20 protein-coding genes are annotated in these 18,311 nt (G+C 64.3%); 9 read left to right on the top strand and 11 right to left on the bottom strand.

Annotated features, from left to right (window positions below):
- Nucleotides 1-37: 37 nt before the first annotated feature.
- Nucleotides 38-1,237 (bottom strand): tyrosine--tRNA ligase, encoded by a 1,200-nt coding sequence (gene tyrS, locus HMPREF2914_RS30735; protein ID WP_023092377.1) that lies wholly within the window; start codon nucleotides 1,235-1,237, stop codon nucleotides 38-40.
- Nucleotides 1,238-1,425: 188 nt separating this feature from the next.
- Between tyrS and HMPREF2914_RS30730 the strand changes: the two genes are divergently transcribed.
- Both HMPREF2914_RS30730 and HMPREF2914_RS30725 read left to right on the top strand, forming a co-directional pair.
- Nucleotides 1,426-2,865, top strand: a complete 1,440-nt coding sequence (locus tag HMPREF2914_RS30730; RefSeq protein WP_023092376.1) for a peptidoglycan DD-metalloendopeptidase family protein — start codon at nucleotides 1,426-1,428, stop codon at nucleotides 2,863-2,865.
- Nucleotides 2,866-2,867: 2 nt separating this feature from the next.
- Nucleotides 2,868-3,959, top strand: coding sequence for an anhydro-N-acetylmuramic acid kinase (locus tag HMPREF2914_RS30725; RefSeq protein ID WP_003085271.1), 1,092 nt, complete (start codon nucleotides 2,868-2,870; stop codon nucleotides 3,957-3,959).
- 53 nt (nucleotides 3,960-4,012) lie between these two features.
- On the opposite strand, the gene erpA is transcribed toward HMPREF2914_RS30725, so the two are convergent.
- From erpA to argC, 4 genes are all read right to left on the bottom strand, one after another.
- Nucleotides 4,013-4,363, bottom strand: coding sequence for an iron-sulfur cluster insertion protein ErpA (gene erpA, locus HMPREF2914_RS30720; protein ID WP_003085254.1), 351 nt, complete (start codon nucleotides 4,361-4,363; stop codon nucleotides 4,013-4,015).
- Nucleotides 4,364-4,440: 77 nt separating this feature from the next.
- Entirely contained in the window at nucleotides 4,441-4,863 is a 423-nt protein-coding gene (locus HMPREF2914_RS30715; RefSeq protein WP_003120826.1) for a bactofilin family protein, read from the bottom strand.
- On the bottom strand, nucleotides 4,864-5,583 hold the full coding sequence (locus HMPREF2914_RS30710) for a DUF6776 family protein (RefSeq protein ID WP_003085249.1): 720 nt from the start codon (nucleotides 5,581-5,583) through the stop codon (nucleotides 4,864-4,866).
- A complete protein-coding gene (gene argC, locus HMPREF2914_RS30705; protein ID WP_003101649.1) occupies nucleotides 5,583-6,617 on the bottom strand; it encodes an N-acetyl-gamma-glutamyl-phosphate reductase in 1,035 nt (344 codons plus the stop codon). Before argC ends, HMPREF2914_RS30710 begins: the two co-directional genes overlap by 1 nt.
- Before the next feature lie 290 nt (nucleotides 6,618-6,907).
- On the opposite strand from argC, the gene hemJ reads away from it, so the two are divergent.
- The 4 genes from hemJ to HMPREF2914_RS30685 all read left to right on the top strand — a co-directional run bounded on the left by hemJ (nucleotide 6,908) and on the right by HMPREF2914_RS30685 (nucleotide 10,380).
- On the top strand, nucleotides 6,908-7,330 hold the full coding sequence (gene hemJ, locus HMPREF2914_RS30700) for a protoporphyrinogen oxidase HemJ (RefSeq protein WP_003085245.1): 423 nt from the start codon (nucleotides 6,908-6,910) through the stop codon (nucleotides 7,328-7,330).
- A gap of 16 nt (nucleotides 7,331-7,346) precedes the next feature.
- Entirely contained in the window at nucleotides 7,347-8,315 is a 969-nt protein-coding gene (locus HMPREF2914_RS30695) for an NAD(P)H-dependent flavin oxidoreductase (protein WP_003085244.1), read from the top strand.
- A 121-nt stretch (nucleotides 8,316-8,436) separates the two neighbouring features.
- Nucleotides 8,437-9,519: a DUF805 domain-containing protein gene (locus HMPREF2914_RS30690; protein ID WP_003085240.1), complete on the top strand. Its 1,083-nt coding sequence runs from the start codon at nucleotides 8,437-8,439 to the stop codon at nucleotides 9,517-9,519.
- A 60-nt stretch (nucleotides 9,520-9,579) separates the two neighbouring features.
- The gene (locus tag HMPREF2914_RS30685; protein ID WP_023092375.1) at nucleotides 9,580-10,380 is read left to right on the top strand and encodes an SDR family NAD(P)-dependent oxidoreductase; all 801 of its coding nucleotides are present in this window, start codon (nucleotides 9,580-9,582) and stop codon (nucleotides 10,378-10,380) included.
- Nucleotides 10,381-10,419: 39 nt separating this feature from the next.
- Here HMPREF2914_RS30685 and HMPREF2914_RS30680 read toward each other — a convergent pair whose 3' ends face one another.
- Nucleotides 10,420-11,901: an AAA family ATPase gene (locus tag HMPREF2914_RS30680; protein ID WP_003121853.1), complete on the bottom strand. Its 1,482-nt coding sequence runs from the start codon at nucleotides 11,899-11,901 to the stop codon at nucleotides 10,420-10,422.
- A gap of 78 nt (nucleotides 11,902-11,979) precedes the next feature.
- On the opposite strand from HMPREF2914_RS30680, the gene HMPREF2914_RS30675 reads away from it, so the two are divergent.
- Together HMPREF2914_RS30675 and coq7 are read left to right on the top strand one after the other, a co-directional pair.
- Nucleotides 11,980-12,318, top strand: coding sequence for a histidine triad nucleotide-binding protein (locus HMPREF2914_RS30675; protein ID WP_003085225.1), 339 nt, complete (start codon nucleotides 11,980-11,982; stop codon nucleotides 12,316-12,318).
- Nucleotides 12,319-12,417: 99 nt separating this feature from the next.
- Entirely contained in the window at nucleotides 12,418-13,065 is a 648-nt protein-coding gene (gene coq7, locus HMPREF2914_RS30670) for a 2-polyprenyl-3-methyl-6-methoxy-1,4-benzoquinone monooxygenase (protein WP_003085224.1), read from the top strand.
- 54 nt (nucleotides 13,066-13,119) lie between these two features.
- Here coq7 and speD read toward each other — a convergent pair whose 3' ends face one another.
- Nucleotides 13,120-13,914, bottom strand: coding sequence for an adenosylmethionine decarboxylase (speD, locus tag HMPREF2914_RS30665; protein WP_003085223.1), 795 nt, complete (start codon nucleotides 13,912-13,914; stop codon nucleotides 13,120-13,122).
- A 319-nt stretch (nucleotides 13,915-14,233) separates the two neighbouring features.
- The gene (locus HMPREF2914_RS30660; protein ID WP_003085219.1) at nucleotides 14,234-14,656 is read right to left on the bottom strand and encodes an OsmC family protein; all 423 of its coding nucleotides are present in this window, start codon (nucleotides 14,654-14,656) and stop codon (nucleotides 14,234-14,236) included.
- Nucleotides 14,657-14,927: 271 nt separating this feature from the next.
- Between HMPREF2914_RS30660 and crp the strand changes: the two genes are divergently transcribed.
- Nucleotides 14,928-15,572 (top strand): cAMP-activated global transcriptional regulator CRP, encoded by a 645-nt coding sequence (gene crp, locus HMPREF2914_RS30655; protein WP_003085214.1) that lies wholly within the window; start codon nucleotides 14,928-14,930, stop codon nucleotides 15,570-15,572.
- 61 nt (nucleotides 15,573-15,633) lie between these two features.
- Here crp and trpC read toward each other — a convergent pair whose 3' ends face one another.
- Genes trpC through HMPREF2914_RS30640 form a run of 3 tightly spaced genes read right to left on the bottom strand, consistent with a single transcriptional unit; the run spans nucleotide 15,634 to nucleotide 18,123 of the window.
- The gene (gene trpC, locus HMPREF2914_RS30650) at nucleotides 15,634-16,470 is read right to left on the bottom strand and encodes an indole-3-glycerol phosphate synthase TrpC (RefSeq protein WP_003085205.1); all 837 of its coding nucleotides are present in this window, start codon (nucleotides 16,468-16,470) and stop codon (nucleotides 15,634-15,636) included.
- On the bottom strand, nucleotides 16,467-17,516 hold the full coding sequence (gene trpD / locus HMPREF2914_RS30645) for an anthranilate phosphoribosyltransferase (RefSeq protein WP_003085203.1): 1,050 nt from the start codon (nucleotides 17,514-17,516) through the stop codon (nucleotides 16,467-16,469). Before trpD ends, trpC begins: the two co-directional genes overlap by 4 nt.
- A 1-nt stretch (nucleotide 17,517) precedes the next feature.
- Nucleotides 17,518-18,123, bottom strand: coding sequence for an aminodeoxychorismate/anthranilate synthase component II (locus HMPREF2914_RS30640; protein ID WP_023092374.1), 606 nt, complete (start codon nucleotides 18,121-18,123; stop codon nucleotides 17,518-17,520).
- Nucleotides 18,124-18,311: the final 188 nt, after the last annotated feature.

Here is an 18,311-nt window from a genome sequence, read left to right as displayed (position 1 = left end):
GGAGATAGAAACTGGCGTCAACACTTATTTGAAAGAATTATTCAGCTTTCAGCGTGATGCGCGCGAAAGCCTTCTTCCCTGCCTGGAACACACGGGTCTCACCCAGCGCCAGCATGAAGGTGCGGTCGACGACCTGCCCATCCACCTTGACGCTGCCGGCACCCAGGAGATCGCGAGCCGCCGCCGCATTCTTCACCAACCCCGCCTTATTAAGGACAGAGGCAACGGGCATATCCTCGGGGGACGACAGCTCGATCTCCGGCAGATCTTCCGGCAGCTCGCCCTCCTTCAAGCGATTGCCGGCCGACTTGTGTGCGCTCGCCGCCGCCTCCTCGCCATGGAAGCGGGCGACGATCTCCTCGGCCAGCTTGATCTTGATGTCGCGCGGGTTGGCGCCCGCCTCGACATCCTTGCGGAAGCTATCGATCTCATCCAGGGAACGGAAGCTGAGCAGTTCGAAGTAACGCCACATCAGCGTGTCAGGAATGGAGACCAGCTTGCTGTACATGACACCCGGCGCTTCCTGGATACCAATATAGTTGCCCAGCGACTTGGACATCTTCTTCACGCCATCCAGCCCTTCCAGCAACGGCATGGTCAGGATCACCTGGGCCTCCTGACCATAGGCACGCTGCAGCTCGCGCCCCATCAGCAGGTTGAACTTCTGGTCGGTGCCACCCAACTCGACGTCCGCCTTCAGCGCGACGGAGTCATAGCCCTGGACCAGCGGATAGAGGAACTCATGGATAGCGATGGGCTGATTGCTGGCATAGCGCTTGCTAAAGTCATCGCGCTCCAGCATGCGCGCAACGGTGTACTGAGAGGCAAGACGAATGAAGTCAGCCGGGGTCAGCTGGTCCATCCAGGTGGAATTGAAGGCTACTTCGGTCTTGGCCGGGTCGAGGATCTTGAAGACCTGGGACTTGTACGTCTCCGCATTCTCCAGAACCTGCTCGCGCGTCAAGGGAGGACGGGTAACACTTTTCCCACTGGGGTCACCGATCATCCCAGTGAAGTCGCCGATGAGGAAGATCACCTGATGTCCCAGGTCCTGGAACTGGCGCAGCTTATTAATAAGCACGGTATGGCCAAGATGCAGATCGGGAGCGGTCGGGTCGAAGCCGGCCTTGATCCGCAAGGACTGGCCACGCTTCAGCTTGGCCAACAGTTCCGCCTCTACCAGGATCTCGTCTGCACCGCGCTGGATCAGCGCCAGCTGCTCTTCAACCGACTTCATTTACAGGTTCTGCCCAATTGCCAAAATCGAAAGGGAACCAACCATACAAGATCGCAGACTAAAAACAAATTTTGCCGACCGTCAGGGGGACGGAGCCAGGCCAGACGCGACTTTTGGCTTGATTCAAGGAGATTTTGGTTATATTTTAGGCAGTTATTTATTCACAATCCAAAAACACCAATCACGCCATGACGCAATCCGATCAGAAAGCGCCGCCGTATTACCCGAAAAGCCACTTGTTGGCCGCCAGCGGTGTTGCAGCGCTCCTCAGTTTGGCACTACTGGTGTTCCCCTCGAGCGAAGTCGAGGCCAAGAGGACCACGCTCAATCTGGAGCTTGAAAGCAACACCGATCGCCTCCCTCAGGAGAAAGACGACCTCCTGCCGCAATCGGTCACCAATTCCAGCGACGAAGGCACGCCTTTCGCTCAGGTAGAAGGCGCCTCCGACGACAACACCGCCGAGCAAGACTCGGACAAGCCGGGCGCATCTGTAGCCGATGCCGACACCAAGCCCGTCGATCCCGAGTGGAAGACCATCACCGTCGCCAGTGGCGATACGCTGTCGACCGTATTCACCAAGGCAGGCCTTTCCACCTCGGCCATGCACGACATGCTGACCAGCAGCAAGGATGCCAAGCGCTTCACCCATCTGAAGGTCGGCCAGGAGATCAAGCTCAAGCTCGACCCCAAAGGAGAGCTGCAGGCGCTGCGAGTCAAGCAGAGCGAACTCGAGACCATCGGCCTGGACAAGACCGACAAGGGCTACTCCTTCAAACGCGAGAAGGCCCAGATCGACCTGCATACCGCCTATGCCCATGGCCGCATCACCAGCTCGCTGTTCGTTGCCGGTCGTAACGCCGGCCTGCCCTATAACCTGGTCACGTCGCTGTCGAACATCTTCGGCTACGACATCGACTTCGCCCTCGATCTGCGTGAAGGCGACGAGTTCGACGTGATCTACGAACAGCACAAGGTCAACGGCAAGCAAGTGGCGACCGGCAATATCCTCGCCGCCCGCTTCGTCAACCGTGGCAAGACCTACACCGCCGTGCGCTATACCAACAAGCAGGGCAATACCAGCTACTACCGCGCCGACGGCTCCAGCATGCGCAAGGCATTCATCCGTACGCCGGTGGATTTCGCCCGCATCAGCTCGCGCTTCTCCCTGGGCCGCCGCCACCCGATCCTGAACAAGATCCGCGCGCACAAGGGCGTCGACTACGCTGCCCCCATCGGCACACCGATCAAGGCCACCGGAGACGGCAAGATCCTCGAAGCCGGACGCAAGGGGGGCTACGGCAACGCCGTGGTGATCCAGCACGGCCAGCGCTATCGGACCATCTACGGACACATGAGCCGCTTCGCCAAGGGTATCCGCGCCGGTACCAGCGTGAAGCAGGGCCAGATCATCGGTTACGTGGGCATGACGGGCCTGGCCACCGGCCCACACCTGCACTACGAATTCCAGATCAATGGCCGTCACGTCGATCCGCTGAGTGCCAAGCTGCCCATGGCGGACCCGCTCGGTGGCGCAGATCGCAAGCGCTTCATGGCGCAGACCCAGCCGATGATCGCGCGCATGGATCAGGAGAAGAAAACCCTCCTGGCCCTGAACAAGCAGCGCTGATCGTGCCGCGCTACCTGGGGTTGATGTCCGGAACCAGCCTGGACGGCATGGACATCGTCCTGATCGAGCAAGGTGATCGCACCACCTTGCTCGCTTCCCATTACCTACCCATGCCGGCCGGGCTGCGCGAAGACATCCTCGCCCTGTGCGTCCCCGGTCCCGATGAAATCGCCCGCGCCGCCGAAGTCGAGCAACGCTGGGTCGCCCTTGCAGCACAGGGCGTGCGCGAACTGCTGCTCCAGCAGCAGATGAGCCCCGACGAAGTCCGTGCCATCGGCAGTCACGGTCAAACCATCCGACATGAACCCGCTCGCCACTTCACGGTGCAGATCGGCAACCCCGCCCTGCTGGCGGAGCTGACCGGCATCGATGTCGTCGCCGACTTCCGCCGCCGCGACGTCGCAGCCGGCGGCCAGGGCGCCCCGCTGGTACCGGCCTTCCATCAGGCGCTGTTTGGCGATGATGACGCCTCCAGGGCGGTCCTGAACATCGGTGGCTTCAGCAACGTTTCGCTGCTCAGCCCCGGAAAGCCGGTACGCGGCTTCGACTGCGGCCCGGGCAACGTGCTGATGGACGCCTGGATTCATCACCAACGCGGCGAACATTTCGACCGGGACGGTGCGTGGGCCGCCAGCGGCCAGATGAACCACGCACTGCTGGCAAGCCTGCTGGCGGATGAGTTCTTCGCCGCGCGTGGCCCCAAGAGCACCGGGCGCGAGCGCTTCAACCTGTCCTGGCTGCAGGAGCACCTGGCTCGTCACCCTGCCTTGCCGGCAGCGGATATCCAGGCAACCCTGCTGGAACTGAGCGCGCGCAGCATCAGCGAATCGCTGCTGGACGCCCAGCCGGACTGCGAAGAGGTGCTGGTATGCGGCGGCGGCGCCTTCAATACGGCGCTGATGAAGCGCCTGGCCCTGCTGATGCCCGAAGCTCGGGTCGCCAGTACCGACGAATACGGCATTCCCCCTGCCTGGATGGAGGGCATGGCATTCGCCTGGCTAGCCCATCGGTTTCTCGAGCGCCTGCCCGGCAACTGCCCTGATGTGACCGGTGCGCTCGGTCCCAGAACTCTGGGCGCGCTGTATCCCGCCTGAAACGAAAACGCCGCGCATATAAGCGCGGCGTTTTCGTAGCGGCCCCATCGACGTCAGATCGAGAACGACTGTCCGCAACCGCAAGTCGTGGCGGCGTTCGGGTTCTTGATGACGAACCTCGAACCTTCCAGGCCTTCCTGGTAGTCGACTTCCGAGCCCGCCAGGTACTGGAAGCTCATCGGGTCCACCACCAGGCCCACGCCATCGCGCTCGATCACGGTATCGTCATCGGCGATATCTTCGTCGAAGGTGAAGCCATACTGGAAGCCCGAGCAACCGCCGCCGGTGACGAATACACGCAGTTTCAGGCGAGGATTGCCCTCTTCGTCAATCAACGTCTTCACCTTGTTGGCTGCGCCTGGGGTAAAGAGCAGGGGCGTAGGGGTGAAGGTCTCGATGCTCATGTTTCCGAATCTCCCGGCTTGAGGCCGTGCGTTACAACATTACGCCCATTATCCTCTTGTCCCAGAAAAATGGTCAACTAATCCACAGTTTCCACGCTGGCAGGCAGTTCCAGCGGGCGCGGACTGGCCTCGGTCATCGGGCACAGGCGGCCCTCGATCTGGGCCCCCATGGCGGTTTCGATCAGCCCATAGTGAAGATTGCCCTTCACCCGGGCCTGGGCCCCCAGCTCCAGGCGTTCGATGGCATGGATGTCGCCATCCACCTGACCGTCGATGATCACATGGGGGGCCCGGATTTCGCCATCGACTCGACCGCCGGCGCTGACCCGCACCAGCCCTTCGTGCGCCTGCAACGCTCCGCGGACGGTGCCGTCGATCTGCACCGCGCCCTTGAGGTTCATGTCACCGACCAGTTCGGCGCCGCTGGCGATCAGGCTGGTCTGCCCGGTGAAACGCTGGACGTCGGCCCGGCCTTTGTTCTTGCTCCACATAATGCTCACTCACTGCTTCGGCCAATCGAAACGGCGCTGTAGCGGTTTGGACTGGCCATTTAGCTCCGCACGTACGTCGATCAGCTTCGGGATGAAGTTCTTCGGCAGCTCCAGCTCGGCGAAACGCCCCCCTTCTGGGATCGACTGGAAATGCCGGAGGGAAATCGACAGCCCTGTCTTGCCCAGTTCCGGCGAGAGCTGTTCGAGGTCGTAGGTAGCGTCCTTGCGCGCCAGCTTGCCGCTGATGCGGACTTTCAGCCGCCCATCCAGCTTGCGGTCGTCCCTGCCCAGGCGGCTGAGCATCACCTTATAGCGGAAGCGCTGCGGGTCGTCCGTGCCCTGCACCTCAAAGGCACGGATTTCCAGCGCATCCGCCTTGCTGGCCGGCGCGACTACCCCCTTGTAGAACGCGATGTCCTGTTGCTGCTTGAACACCTGGTCCTCAAGCAGCTTGATGGTCTGCCGGCTCTGTTCGGTGGCCTGCTGGCTGAGGCGTTCTCCGCTGCGCAACACCTCGATTTCGGTACGCAGGCGCTCCAGCTCGGCCTTCTGCTCGCCGATCAGGGTTTCCTGGCGTTGCGCATCGGCCTCGCTGCGAGCGGCGTCCGCCCCGGTCGACCAGCGACCGCCGAGAAACGCCAGCGGAACCGCCAGCAGCAGCGCACCCACCCCGAGGCGGACCAGCCAGGCCCGCCGTGGATCACGGAACTGGAGTTCCCAGCCGGACATCAGGGGAGCAGGGCCGCATGCGAGAGGCCCAGGCGCTCGTCCAGCCCGAACAGGATGTTCATGTTCTGGAGCGCCTGACCCGAGGCGCCCTTGACCAGGTTGTCGATCACCGACAGCACCACCACCAGGTCGCCGCCCTGGGGGCGATGCACGGCGATTCGGCAGACATTGGCGCCACGCACGCTGCGGGTCTCCGGATGGCTGCCGGCCGGCATCACGTCGACGAAGGGTTCGTCGGCGTAGCGCTTCTCGAACAGCGCCTGGAGGTCGACCGAGCGATCCGCGACATGGGCATAGAGGGTTGCATGGATACCGCGGATCATTGGCGTCAGGTGCGGTACGAACGTCAGCCCGACGTCGCCGCCGGAGGCCCGACGCAGGCCCTGGCTGATTTCCGGGAGATGCCGATGCCCCTTGACCGCGTAGGCCATCATGCTTTCGCCCGCCTCGCAGAACAGCGAGCCAACCTTGGCGCCCCGACCGGCGCCGCTGACCCCGGACTTGCAATCGGCGATCAGCCGCGAGGCGTCGGCCAGGCCGGCCTCCAGCAGCGGGATCAGGCCCAGTTGGGTCGCGGTCGGGTAGCAACCCGGCACGGCGATCAGGCGGGCCTGGCGGATCTTCTCGCGGTTCACTTCCGGCAGGCCGTAGACAGCCTCGTCGAGCAGCGCCGGAGCGCCATGCGGCTGGCCGTACCAGCGCGCCCACTCCTCGGCGTCCGCCAGGCGGAAGTCAGCGGACAGATCGATGACCCGGGTCCCGGCGTCCAGCAGTTCGCCAGCCAGCGCGTGCGCCACGCCGTGCGGCGTGGCGAAGAACACCACGTCGCAGGCGCCGAGGCGCTGCACGTCCGGCACGCTGAACTGCAGGTCGTCATAATGACCTCGCAGGTTCGGGTACATGTCGGCGACCTTCACCCCCGCCTCGGAACGCGAAGTGATCACTTCCACCCGGGCCTGCGGATGCTGCGCCAGCAGGCGCAGCAGTTCCACGCCCGTATAACCCGTACCGCCAACGATGCCGACCTTGATCATCTGTCCATCACTCCGCGCGCTGAGGCAAGCTAGCCAAAAGAGGCCAATGATAAGAGCCGAGCGCCGGCATGAACAGCGCTGGGCGTCCGGCTTTGCGACCGGTTCGGCCCTTCGGTCGGCAGTCTAGCCCGCGGGGTCGTCGGGCAGAAATTGCTGCGAGGCCCTATCCGAATGTTCCTACCTGTTATGCGGCCATATCTGCCGGCAAATCAGACAGCGGCAAGCCGCCAGGGTGACGCGTTCCAGCCATCCCTCTACTATCGGGGCACCGTGATCAAGAGGATGTCCTGATGTACCTGTGGCTCAAAGCCTTCCATATCATCGCCGTAGTCTGCTGGTTCGCCGGCCTGTTCTACCTGCCGCGCCTGTTCGTCTACCACGCCATGAGCGAGGACCAGACCAGCCGGGAACGCTTCTGCGTCATGGAGCGCAAGCTCTACCGGGGGATCATGATGCCCTCGATGCTCGCCACCCTGGTCCTTGGCCTCTGGATGCTCTATCTCACCCCCGGCTGGCTGAGCCAAGGCTGGCTGCACGCCAAGCTGACCCTGGTGGTCCTGCTGATCGGCTACCACCACGCCTGCGGCGCCATGCTCAAGCGCTTCGCCCGCGGCGAGCCGGGGCGCAGCCATGTGTTCTACCGCTGGTTCAACGAAGTGCCTGTACTGTTCCTGCTGCTGATCGTCCTACTGGTGGTGCTCAAACCTTTCTGACCCAGGAGTCCTGTCCATGTCCTTGCCCGCCCTGCTCGACCAACGCCTGCGACTGCCGATGGTGGCCGCGCCGATGTTCCTGGTATCCAACCCGCAGTTGGTGCTGGCCTGCTGCCGCAGCGGCATCGTCGGCAGCTTCCCGGCGCTCAACCAGCGCGAGAGCAGCGGCTTCGAGGGTTGGCTGGAGGAAATCGGGGCCGGCCTGCAAGCGCTGGACAATCCCGCGCCCTATGCGGTGAACCTGATCGTCCACAACACCAATCCGCGGTTGCAGGCCGACCTGCGGATCTGCGTCGAGCACCGCGTACCGATCGTCATCACCAGCCTCGGCGCAGTGCGCGAAGTGGTAGACGCTGTGCATAGCTACGGCGGCCTGGTATTCCACGACGTCACCACCCGCCGCCACGCCGAAAAGGCCGCCGAGGCCGGGGTCGACGGTCTGATCGCGGTGGCGGCCGGCGCGGGCGGCCACGCCGGGACCTGGAGCCCTTTCGCGCTGGTCGCGGAAATCCGCCAGTTCTTCGACAAGACTCTGCTGCTGGCCGGCTGCATCAACCACGGCCACGAGATTCTCGCCGCACAGATGCTCGGCGCCGACCTGGCCTATCTCGGCACCCGCTTCATCGCCACCCGCGAGAGCAATGCCTCCGACGCCTACAAGCAGATGATCCTGGAGGCACGCGCCGCCGACATCGTGCACACCCCGGCGGTGTCCGGCGTACCGGCCAGCTTCATGCGGCAAAGCCTGGAGGCCGCCGGCTACGATCTGAAGCGCCTGACCGACAAGGCAGACATGAACTACGGCGAGAAACTCAAGCCGGTGAACGACGAGGCCAAGGCCTGGAAGACCGTGTGGTCCGCCGGCCAGGGCGCGGGCAACATAGACGACTTGCCCGGCGTCGACGAGTTGGTCGCCCGCCTCGACCGGGAATATCGAGACGCCCTGCGGAACATGGATAGCCTGGCCAACCGCTGGCCGCGCTGAAACCGCCGGGTCACGGCGCCCCGGCTTGTGCGGGAGTTCTCATCTCGCGCTTGTGGGCGCCAAGGCCGCCGATTAGGCTGTCGGCTGCATTTCTCTCACCCCAGCTGACAAGGATGCCTGCATGACCGACCAACGCTTCAAGATCGTCTTCTCCGGCGAGCTGATGCCCGACGCATCGCTCGAAACCGTGAAGGACAATCTCGCCCGCCTGTTCAAGAGCGAACCGGGCAAGATCGACGCCCTCTTCGGCGGTCGCCCGGTGGTGCTGAAACGCGAACTTCCAGAGGCCGAGGCGGAGCGTTACCTGACCGCCCTGCGCCAGGCCGGCGCCAATGCCTACAAGGAAGTCGACCTGGCGGCCAGCCTGAGCCTGGTGGAAACGCCCGATCACAACCCCCAGGTCGCGGAGGAAACCCCAGCGCAAGACCTGCCTCCCATGACTTGCCCGAAATGCGGCCATGAACAGCCCAGCGGAGCGGAATGTTCGGCTTGCGGCATCATCATCGAGAAGTACCTGGCGCGCCAGGCGCAGCTCGGCGAAAACGCCGCGCCTGCGGCCTCCGCGGCCGCGGGCGCGGGCGCGTCTCCCTACACACCACCCAGCGCCCAGGTCGGCGAAGCCCTCCCCGAGTTCGGCGAGCTGAACGTGTTCACCACCAACGGCCGGATCGGACGTCTGCGCTATCTCGGCTGGTCGATGGCGATGACGCTGTGCTTCCTCGTCATCATGGGCCTGGGCTTCCTGCTCGGCGAAACCGTCGGCGTGGCCGTCACCGCCCTGGCCTCGATCGCCTTCATCGTCATTGCCGTGATGATCGGCGTGCAGCGCCTGCATGACCTCGGCTGGTCGGGCTGGCTCTGGCTGCTCAACTTCGTCCCCTTCGTCGGCAGCGTGTTCGGCATCCTGATGCTGGTCCTGCCCGGCAGCACCGGCGCCAACCGCTACGGTCCGCCGCCGCCGGCGAACAGCACCGGGGTGAAAGTCCTGGCCAGTCTGATCATCCTGCTGCCGATAGTCGGTATCATCGCCGCCATCGCCCTGCCGTCCTACCAGGGTTACCTGGAGCGCGCGAACTATGACGGCGGCGCCAGCGCTCCAGCCGACCCGTACACCACGGACGAGCAGGCCGCCGCAGCGGCGGCCGAAGCCGATGAAGCCGCCACGGCGGCGGCAGAGGCCATGGAAGACGACGACCAACAGTAGCCACGCAACCCCTCGCGACGGGCGGGGTCCAATTCCCCGTCCGTTTCGGAGAAGTCTCGAATGCCCCGTTATGCCCTGATCACCGGCGCTTCCAGCGGTATCGGCCTGGCCCTAGCCGAAGCCCTGGCCCGGCGCGGTCGCGCCCTGATCCTGGTGGCGCGCCAGCGCGACGCGCTGGAGAGCATCGCCTATGAGCTGGCGCAGCGTTTCGGCGTGGAAGTGCTGTTCCGCACCTGCGATCTTTCCGAGCCGCTGCAACTGTCAGGGTTGTTGCACGAACTGGAACAGGGCGAACGACAGATCGACCTGCTGGTTAACAATGCCGGGATCGGTACCTCCGGCCCCTTCATCGACCAGGAATGGGCGCGGGAACAGGAGCTGATCGAACTCAACATCCTGGCCCTGGCCCGCCTTTGCCACTCCCTCGGCGCCCGCATGGCGGCGCAGGGCGGTGGCCAGATACTCAATATCGCCTCGGTGGCCGCCTTCCAGCCCGGCGCCTGGATGAGCAACTACTACGCCAGCAAGGCCTACGTCCTGCACTTCTCGGAAGGCTTGCGGGAAGAACTGAAAGGGCGCGGCGTCAAGGTCTCGGTGCTGTGCCCTGGGCCAACCCGTACGGCATTCTTCCGGGAAGCCGGGATGCGGCTCGGCAGGCTCGACCGGAGCAAGCTGATGATGACCCCGGAGGAAGTCGCGCTGCAGGCCCTGCGCGGGCTGGACAAGAACCGCGCCCTGATCGTCCCCGGTTGGCGCAATCGCCTGCTGGCGCTGAGCCCACGCCTGGCGCCACGCTGGCTGGTGCGCCGACTCGCCGCGCGGATCAACGCCTCGGCGGTACCCTCCGTCCCACGGGGTTGATCGGCCTCTCCTCGCAGGGCAACGAGGTTAGCCGTCGGCTCAGTCTGCTGGCACCGCCCGCCCCTTGGCCCAGGTCCGCAGCGCGGCGAGCTTTTCCGCCATCAGCACCGACAGCGGCGAGGTTCGCGACAGCTCCCTGAGCAACAGCTCCTGATCCACCGCCTGCTGTCGCGCCTGCCCGGCGTACAGTGCCGCCACCACCGCCTGCTCGATCTCCGCCCCGCTGAAACCCTCGCTGGCAGCCGCCAGCAGAAGGAGGTCGAACTGTGCCGGCTCCAGCTCGCGGCGTTGCAGATGGATGCGGAAGATCTCGGCGCGAACCTCCGGCGTCGGCAGGTCGACGAAGAACAATTCGTCGAAGCGTCCCTTGCGGATCAGTTCGGGCGGCAGGCGGTCGATAGCGTTCGCGGTGGCGACCATGAAGACCGGCGCCTCGCGCTCGGCCATCCAGGTCAGCAGGGTACCCAGCACGCGCTGACTGACGCCGTTGTCCTGGTCGCCGCCAGAAATGCCCTTCTCCACTTCATCCATCCACAGCACGCAGGGCGCCATCTGTTCGGCCAGGCGCAGCGCCTCGCGCAGGTTGCGCTCGGTTTCGCCGAAGTACTTGTTGTAGAGACAGGCGAAATCCAGACGCAGCAACGGCAAGCCCCAGAGGCCGGCCACCGCCTTGGCCGCCAGGCTCTTGCCGGCGCCCTGCACGCCGACCAGCATCATGCCCTTCGGCTGGTCGCCAGGCTTGCCGGCGAGGAACGCCGACTGACGCTCGCCGAGCCAGCGCTTGAGCGCGGCAAGCCCGCCGACCTCGGCGAAGCGCGCGGTGTCGTACTCGAAGCTCAGCACGCCCTCCAGGTCGAGTAGCTGGAACTTGGTGCGGTTCAGCTCGGGCAGGTCCTCCTGGGTGATCGCCCCATCGTTGCAGATCACGTTGCGCGCCAGCAGCCGCGCCTCGGCATGGCTGAGCCCACGCAGGTTCTTCACCACCTGCTGCAGGGTGCGGTTGTCGGTGCGCACGCGGGCACCACGGTTGCGCTCGCTCCAGCGCGTCGCTTCCTCGCGGACGATGCCGAGCAGTTCGTCCTCGCTGGGCAGGGACAGCGAGAACCGCGCGGCGAAGCGCTGCACTTCGGCCGGCAGCTTCAGCGCATGGGACACCAGCACCACGGTCGGTCGATGATTGCCTTCGGCCATGGCGATTTCCTTGAGCAGGCGCACCAGGGTCGGGCTGTCGCCAAGGAAAGGATGCAGGTCGCAGAGCACGTAGAGATTCGCCTGCTGATCGTGCTTGATCAAGCGCAACGCCGCGACCGGGTCGCGGCTCTCCTCCCCGCCCAGCGGCTCGCCGCCGAAGCCCAGGCGCTGCACGCCCTCGGTCACCGACCAGGCATACAGGCCAAGGCCGCGCCTGACCGCCAGGCCGGTGAGGGTTTCCATCACCTTCGGCTCGTCCCAGGACTCGATCAGGATCAGCTTGACCCGGGAATCCAGGACCAGGCCGAGGTCGTGTATGTCGTTCTTCACTGCGGCTCCTTCACGCTTGGGCGGTCGCGACGGGCACCGCTACACTCGGGAAAGCACCCGAGGCCGGAGGAATCGCCCATGGACTGTCTGTTCTGCAAGATCGTGGCGGGGGAAGTTCCCGCGCGCAAGTTCTACGAAGACGAGGAAGTTGTCGCGTTTCACGATATCGGCCCGCAGGCGCCGGTGCACTTCCTGGTCATCCCGAAAAGGCACATTCCCACCCTCGAGCACCTGACCGAGGCAGACCGGCCGCTGGCAGGCCATATCCTCTTCACCGCCCAGCGCCTGGCCCGGGAGCAGGGCTGCGAGGAAGGCTTCCGTGTGGTGATGAACTGCAACGACCTTGGCGGGCAGACCGTGCACCACATCCACATGCACGTGCTGGGTCAACGCCAGATGCACTGGCCGCCGGGCTGAGTCCCTGCTGGCGCTGCGACATCGCAGCCCGTCCGCAACATCCTGCTATCAGCGCACTTCCGGTAAACTGGTGCGATCTTTCGTTTCCGGAGGTGCGCCATGTCCGCCGACCGCCACTATTCGCCCATCGACCGTTTCCTGCTGCAGGCCGACTCCGCCCTGCGCACCCTGCTGCCGTTCAGCGGCCAGCCGGCGCGACCGTCGCCGGCCATCGTGGAACCCGATGGCGAACTGAGCGAGGAAGACACCCGCCATATCGCCGGCCTGATGCGCATCAACCACACCGGCGAGGTCTGCGCCCAGGCGCTGTACCAGGGCCAGTCGCTGACCGCCAAGCTGCCCGAGGTCCGCGAGGCGATGGAGGAAGCCGCCGAGGAGGAGATCGACCACCTGGCCTGGTGCGAGCAACGCATCCGCCAGTTGGGCAGCCGTCCCAGCGTCCTCAATCCGATCTTCTACGGCCTGTCCTTCGGCGTCGGTGCCGCCGCCGGGCTGGTCAGCGACCGGGTCAGCCTGGGCTTCGTCGCCGCCACCGAAGACCAGGTGTGCAAGCATCTGGACGAACACCTGGCGCAGATTCCCCAGGAGGATCGGAAATCCCGTGCCATCCTCGAGCAGATGCGTATCGACGAGGAACAGCATTCGAGCAACGCCCTGGCCGCCGGCGGCCTGCGCTTCCCGGCACCGGTGAAGCTGGGCATGAGCCTGCTGGCGAAGGTGATGACCAAGAGCACCTACCGCATCTGAATCGCACGCATGAAAAAGCCCGCTCGAAGCGGGCTTTTTCTTTCTCGTGTGCGATCAGCGCGGCATGTTGCGCGCGTAGAAGATCTCCAGCATTTCGTGCTTGAGCCGTTCCGTGACCTGCTCGCGCTGCTCCGTCGAGAGCGTCCGGGTAGCGTCGCCGAACAGGTAGTTCTCCAGTTCGAAGTCCTTGAGCAGCATCTTGGTGTGGAACAGGTTCTCCTGGTACACGTTCACGTCGGTCATCTGGTAGGCCTCGCGCGTGTCGTCGGAGAGATAGTTCTGGATCGAGTTGATCTCGTGGTCGATGAAATGCTTGCGCCCCTCGATGTCGCGGGTGAAGCCGCGGACCCGATAGTCGACCGTGACGATGTCCGAGTCGAACTGGTGGATCAGGTAGTTCAGGGCCTTCAGCGGGGAGATCACTCCGCAGGTGGAAACGTCGATGTCCACGCGGAAGGTCGCGATGCCGTCCACCGGATGGATTTCCGGGTAGGTATGCACGGTGATGTGGCTCTTGTCCAGGTGCGCCAGGATGGTGTCCGGCAGCGGGCCCGGGGACTCTTCGATCTGGCTGTCGGTCGGAGTGACCGGCTGCTCGGAGATCAGGATGGTCACGCTGGCGCCCTGGGGGTCGTAGTCCTGACGCGCGATGTTCAGGATATTGGCGCCGATGATGTCGACAACATCGGTAAGAATCTGCGTCAGACGCTCCGCGTCATACTCTTCGTCGATGTACTGCACGTAGGCCTGGAGGTCTTCGGGCGTCTCGGCGTAGCAGATGTCGTAGATGTTGAAGCTCAAGGTCTTCGTCAGGTTGTTGAACCCGTGGAGCTTGAGTTTGCTTTTCACCGTGGGGAACTCTCTCGGTTGCTTGCGGCTCTGCCGCAGGGTTGGGGCATGCCCGTCAGATGCGAACGACGCACCTGCGTAGGACGGTTAACACCTCTTCGCGATGGCGATTGTGGTTTGTTGAGTTGCACGGGCGCCGGCTGGCGCCATTGGTCACCCGACCGGGATGGCTCGGGAAACGTCTATCAGAGCGGAAGAATCTTCCGAACTGAACGGCCGCCCGACGGAATCGCGCGGCACGAAAAAAGGGGCGCATTATGCAGAGCCAATCAAGCCTCCGCCAGAGTTTGCGCCCCTTTTATGATGACCGGATGTCGTCTCAGCCGAGTTCGACGATCTCGTAGTCGTGGGTGATCTCCACCCCGCCGCGACCGAGCATGATCGACGCCGAGCAGTATTTCTCCGCCGACAGCTCCACCGCGCGCTTGACCTGGGCCTCCTTGAGACCGCGGCCCTTGACCACGAAGTGCACGTGGATCTTCGTGAACACCTTGGGCTCCTCGTCGGCCCTTTCGGCCTCGAGGAAGGCTTCGCAGCTCTCCACCGGCTGGCGCGCCTTCTTCAGGATGCTGACCACATCGAAGTTGGTGCAGCCGCCGAGGCCGATCAGGACCATCTCCATAGGGCGCACCCCGAGGTTGCGTCCGCCATGGTCCGGCGGACCGTCCATGACCACCACGTGGCCGCTACCGGACTCGCCGAGGAACATCGCCTCGCCCGCCCACTGGATACGCGCTTTCATCGTTCAGACTCCCGCCGGCAAAGGGCGCCAGCTTAGCACAGGGCCCAAGGACAGTACGGGATCACAGTCCTGATAGCTGCGTCGCAAAATCACATCGACCTTCATGGTCCGTCTGTTAAGCTGGACGCGGTTTACTGGCACACTTCCTGATCTGCCCGGTTGGGGGGAGCTCTCCGCTGAGCTCCCGGGCCCTGGCAGGTCTCTCCATAAGAACTCAAAAAAACATCGCCTTGTACGTCAGGCATATTCTTTATTCTTTCGGGACTCGGGCATGGTAGCTATTACCCACACACCCAAACTCAAACACCTAGACAAGCTGCTCGCACACTGTCACCGCCGCCGCTACACCGCAAAGAGCACCATCATCTATGCCGGCGATCGCTGCGAAACGCTGTTCTTCATCATCAAGGGTTCGGTCACCATCCTCATCGAGGACGACGACGGCCGCGAAATGATCATCGGCTACCTCAACAGCGGTGATTTCTTCGGCGAGCTGGGATTGTTCGAAAAGGAAGGCAGCGAACAGGAACGCAGCGCCTGGGTTCGTGCCAAGGTGGAATGCGAAGTCGCCGAGATCAGCTATGCGAAGTTCCGCGAACTGTCGCAGCAGGACTCGGAGATCCTCTACACCCTCGGCAGCCAGATGGCCGACCGCCTGCGCAAGACCACCCGCAAGGTGGGCGACCTGGCCTTCCTCGACGTCACCGGACGCGTCGCCCGCACCTTGCTGGACCTGTGCCAGCAACCGGACGCCATGACCCACCCGGACGGCATGCAGATCAAGATCACCCGCCAGGAGATCGGCCGGATCGTCGGCTGCTCGCGGGAAATGGTCGGACGCGTGCTGAAGAGCCTGGAGGAGCAGGGCCTGGTGCATGTGAAAGGGAAGACCATGGTGGTCTTCGGCACCCGCTGAACAGCCCCCATGAAAAAGGCCGGTCACAACCGGCCTTTTTCATGGGGTTCGACAGCGCGGATCAGTCAGGATCGGCGCCCAGCACCACGCCGCCACGCTCCTGGAAGAACAGGCGCTTCAGCTCGAGGCCAGGATCGTCGGCCCGCATGAACGCCTCGCCAACCAGGAAGGCGTAGACCTCGCTGACTTCCATCAGCTCCACGTCGGCCCGGTTGAGAATACCGCTCTCGGTGACCACCAGGCGGTCGCGGGGAATTTCCGGCAACAGGTCGAGGGTGGTTTCCAGGCTCACCTCGAAGGTGTGCAGGTTGCGGTTGTTGATGCCCACCAACGGCGTGTCCAGGGTCTTCAGTGCACGTTCCAGCTCGGTGCCGTCATGCACTTCGACCAGTACGTCGAGACCGACCGACTTGGCAGTCGCCGCCAGTTCGGCCATCAGCACGTCGTCCAGCGCCGAGACGATCAGCAGGATGCAGTCGGCACCGATCGCCCGCGCCTCGACGATCTGGTACGGATCGATCATGAAGTCCTTGCGGATCACCGGCAGCGCACAGGCGGCCCGCGCTTCCTTCAGATAGGCATCGGCGCCCTGGAAGAAGTCCACGTCGGTGAGCACCGACAGGCACGCCGCGCCACCCGCCTCGTAGCTGCGGGCGATCTCCGCCGGGACGAAGTGTTCGCGCAGCACGCCCTTGCTCGGCGATGCCTTCTTGATCTCGGCGATCACTGCCGGCTCCTTGCGCTTGGCCCGCTCCAGCAGGGCATTGGCGAAGCCGCGCGGCGCATCGGCGCTACGCGCCAGCCGCTCGACCTCGGCCAGGTTGACGCGCGCTCGGCGCTCGGCGACCTCCTCGGCCTTGCGGGCGAGGATCTTCTGCAGAACCGTCGGCACACTCACTGTGCGTTCTCCTCTCTGTAAACGGCGGTGAAGGCCACCAGTTCGTCCATCTTCTCCCGTGCCAGCCCGGTGTGCAGGGCATCGTGGGCCAGTTGAATGCCCTCGTGCAGGCTGGTCGCCAGATCGGCAGCGTACAGTGCCGGGCCGGCATTCATCACGATCAGCTCGGCGGCCTTCTGCCCGGCCTCGGTCTTGCGCCGCCCCAAAGCGTCGCGGATCAGTTCCAGCGAGGCCTGCGGACTGTCGACCTCCAGCCCCATCAGGGTCTGGCTCTTGATCCCGAAGTCCTCGGGACGCACTTCGTACTCGCGTACCTCGCCGTCCTTCAACTCGGCAATGTGGGTCGCCGCGGCCAGACTGAACTCGTCCAGCCCGTCGCGCGAATGCACCACCAGCACATGCTCGCTGCCGAGACGCTTGAGCACTTCAGCCAGCGGCTTGCACAGTTCCTGGGTGAACACCCCGACCACCTGGTGCCTGACTCCCGCCGGGTTGGTCAGTGGGCCAAGCATGTTGAACAGAGTCCGCAAGCCCAGTTCGCGGCGCGGACCGGCGGCGTACTTCATCGCCTTGTGGTGGACCTGGGCGAACATGAACCCGACGCCGACGGTGTCGATGCAACGCGCCACCTGTTCGGAGGTCAGTTCCAGGTAGATGCCGGCGGCTTCCAGCAAGTCGGCGCTGCCGCTCTTGCCGGAGACCGCGCGGTTACCGTGTTTGGCGACCTTGCCGCCAGCGGCGGCGACCACGAAGGACGCCGCCGAGGATACGTTGAAGATGTTCGCGCCATCGCCGCCGGTGCCGACCACGTCGACCACATGCTTCAGCGTAGGCAACTGCACACCGTCGGCCAGTTCGCGCATCACCGCCACCGCGCCGACGATCTCGTCGATGGTTTCGCTCTTCATCCGCATGCCCATCAGGAAGGCGCCGATCTGCGCGTCGGTGCACTGCCCGGTCATGATCTGGCGCATGACCGCCTGCATTTCCTCGGTGGTCAGGTCGAGCTGGTTGACGATGCGATTGAGGGCTCCCTTGATATCCATCTCAGTTGCCCTCCCCACGCACGCCGCCCTGCTGGCGGAGGAAGTTGGCCAGCAACTCGTGGCCCTGCTCGGTGAGGATGGACTCGGGATGGAACTGCACGCCCTCGACATTCAGGGTCTTGTGGCGTACGCCCATGATCTCGTCGAGCGATCCATCGGCATGTTGGGTCCAGGCGGTGATCTCCAGGCACTCCGGCAGGCTCTCTCGCTGCACCACCAGCGAGTGGTAGCGCGTCACCGTCAGGGGATTGGCCAGGCCGGCGAACACGCCGAGGTCCTTGTGGTGGATCGGGCTGGTCTTGCCGTGCATCACCTGCCGCGCCCGCACTACTTCGCCGCCGAAGGCCTGGCCGATGCTCTGGTGGCCAAGGCAGACACCGAGCAATGGCAGCTTGCCGGCGAAGCGCTCGATCACGGCCAGCGAGACGCCGGCCTCGTTGGGGGTGCAGGGACCGGGGGAAAGGACGATGCGCTCGGGCGCCAGGGCCTCGATCTGTTCCACGCTCAGTTCGTCGTTGCGCACCACCTTGACCTCGGCCTTGAGCTCGCCGAAGTACTGCACCAGGTTGTAGGTGAAGGAGTCGTAGTTATCGATCATCAGCAGCATGCTGGCTGTAACCTCTTGATTTCATTCTTATGCGAATCGCATCACCCGGCTTTCGCCACACCCGGTTCCCGGCGCGCTCGCGCAGGTAAGGGAGAGTGGATCGTCGGCATTATGCCTGTGGAAAACGGGGGACGCAGGGAGACGGACCGGCCAGGCCGGCGAAGAAGAAGTCAGGCGCGCCAGCGCCA

It is taken from the genome of Pseudomonas sp. HMSC067G02, from assembly GCF_001813485.1.
Classification (GTDB): domain Bacteria; phylum Pseudomonadota; class Gammaproteobacteria; order Pseudomonadales; family Pseudomonadaceae; genus Pseudomonas; species Pseudomonas aeruginosa.
The sequence above is the reverse complement of the archived record's forward strand: the minus strand, read 5'-3'. Positions and strand labels throughout refer to the sequence as shown.

Coding starts and splice junctions, on each gene's coding strand:
- tyrS (WP_023092377.1), bottom strand. CDS start 1,237: ATGAAGTCGGTTGAAGAGCAGCTGGCGCTGATCCAGCGCGGTGCAGAC.
- HMPREF2914_RS30730 (WP_023092376.1), top strand. CDS start 1,426: ATGACGCAATCCGATCAGAAAGCGCCGCCGTATTACCCGAAAAGCCAC.
- erpA (WP_003085254.1), bottom strand. CDS start 4,363: ATGAGCATCGAGACCTTCACCCCTACGCCCCTGCTCTTTACCCCAGGC.
- HMPREF2914_RS30710 (WP_003085249.1), bottom strand. CDS start 5,583: ATGTCCGGCTGGGAACTCCAGTTCCGTGATCCACGGCGGGCCTGGCTG.
- argC (WP_003101649.1), bottom strand. CDS start 6,617: ATGATCAAGGTCGGCATCGTTGGCGGTACGGGTTATACGGGCGTGGAA.
- hemJ (WP_003085245.1), top strand. CDS start 6,908: ATGTACCTGTGGCTCAAAGCCTTCCATATCATCGCCGTAGTCTGCTGG.
- HMPREF2914_RS30695 (WP_003085244.1), top strand. CDS start 7,347: ATGTCCTTGCCCGCCCTGCTCGACCAACGCCTGCGACTGCCGATGGTG.
- HMPREF2914_RS30690 (WP_003085240.1), top strand. CDS start 8,437: ATGACCGACCAACGCTTCAAGATCGTCTTCTCCGGCGAGCTGATGCCC.
- HMPREF2914_RS30685 (WP_023092375.1), top strand. CDS start 9,580: ATGCCCCGTTATGCCCTGATCACCGGCGCTTCCAGCGGTATCGGCCTG.
- HMPREF2914_RS30675 (WP_003085225.1), top strand. CDS start 11,980: ATGGACTGTCTGTTCTGCAAGATCGTGGCGGGGGAAGTTCCCGCGCGC.
- coq7 (WP_003085224.1), top strand. CDS start 12,418: ATGTCCGCCGACCGCCACTATTCGCCCATCGACCGTTTCCTGCTGCAG.
- HMPREF2914_RS30660 (WP_003085219.1), bottom strand. CDS start 14,656: ATGAAAGCGCGTATCCAGTGGGCGGGCGAGGCGATGTTCCTCGGCGAG.
- crp (WP_003085214.1), top strand. CDS start 14,928: ATGGTAGCTATTACCCACACACCCAAACTCAAACACCTAGACAAGCTG.
- trpD (WP_003085203.1), bottom strand. CDS start 17,516: ATGGATATCAAGGGAGCCCTCAATCGCATCGTCAACCAGCTCGACCTG.
- HMPREF2914_RS30640 (WP_023092374.1), bottom strand. CDS start 18,123: ATGCTGCTGATGATCGATAACTACGACTCCTTCACCTACAACCTGGTG.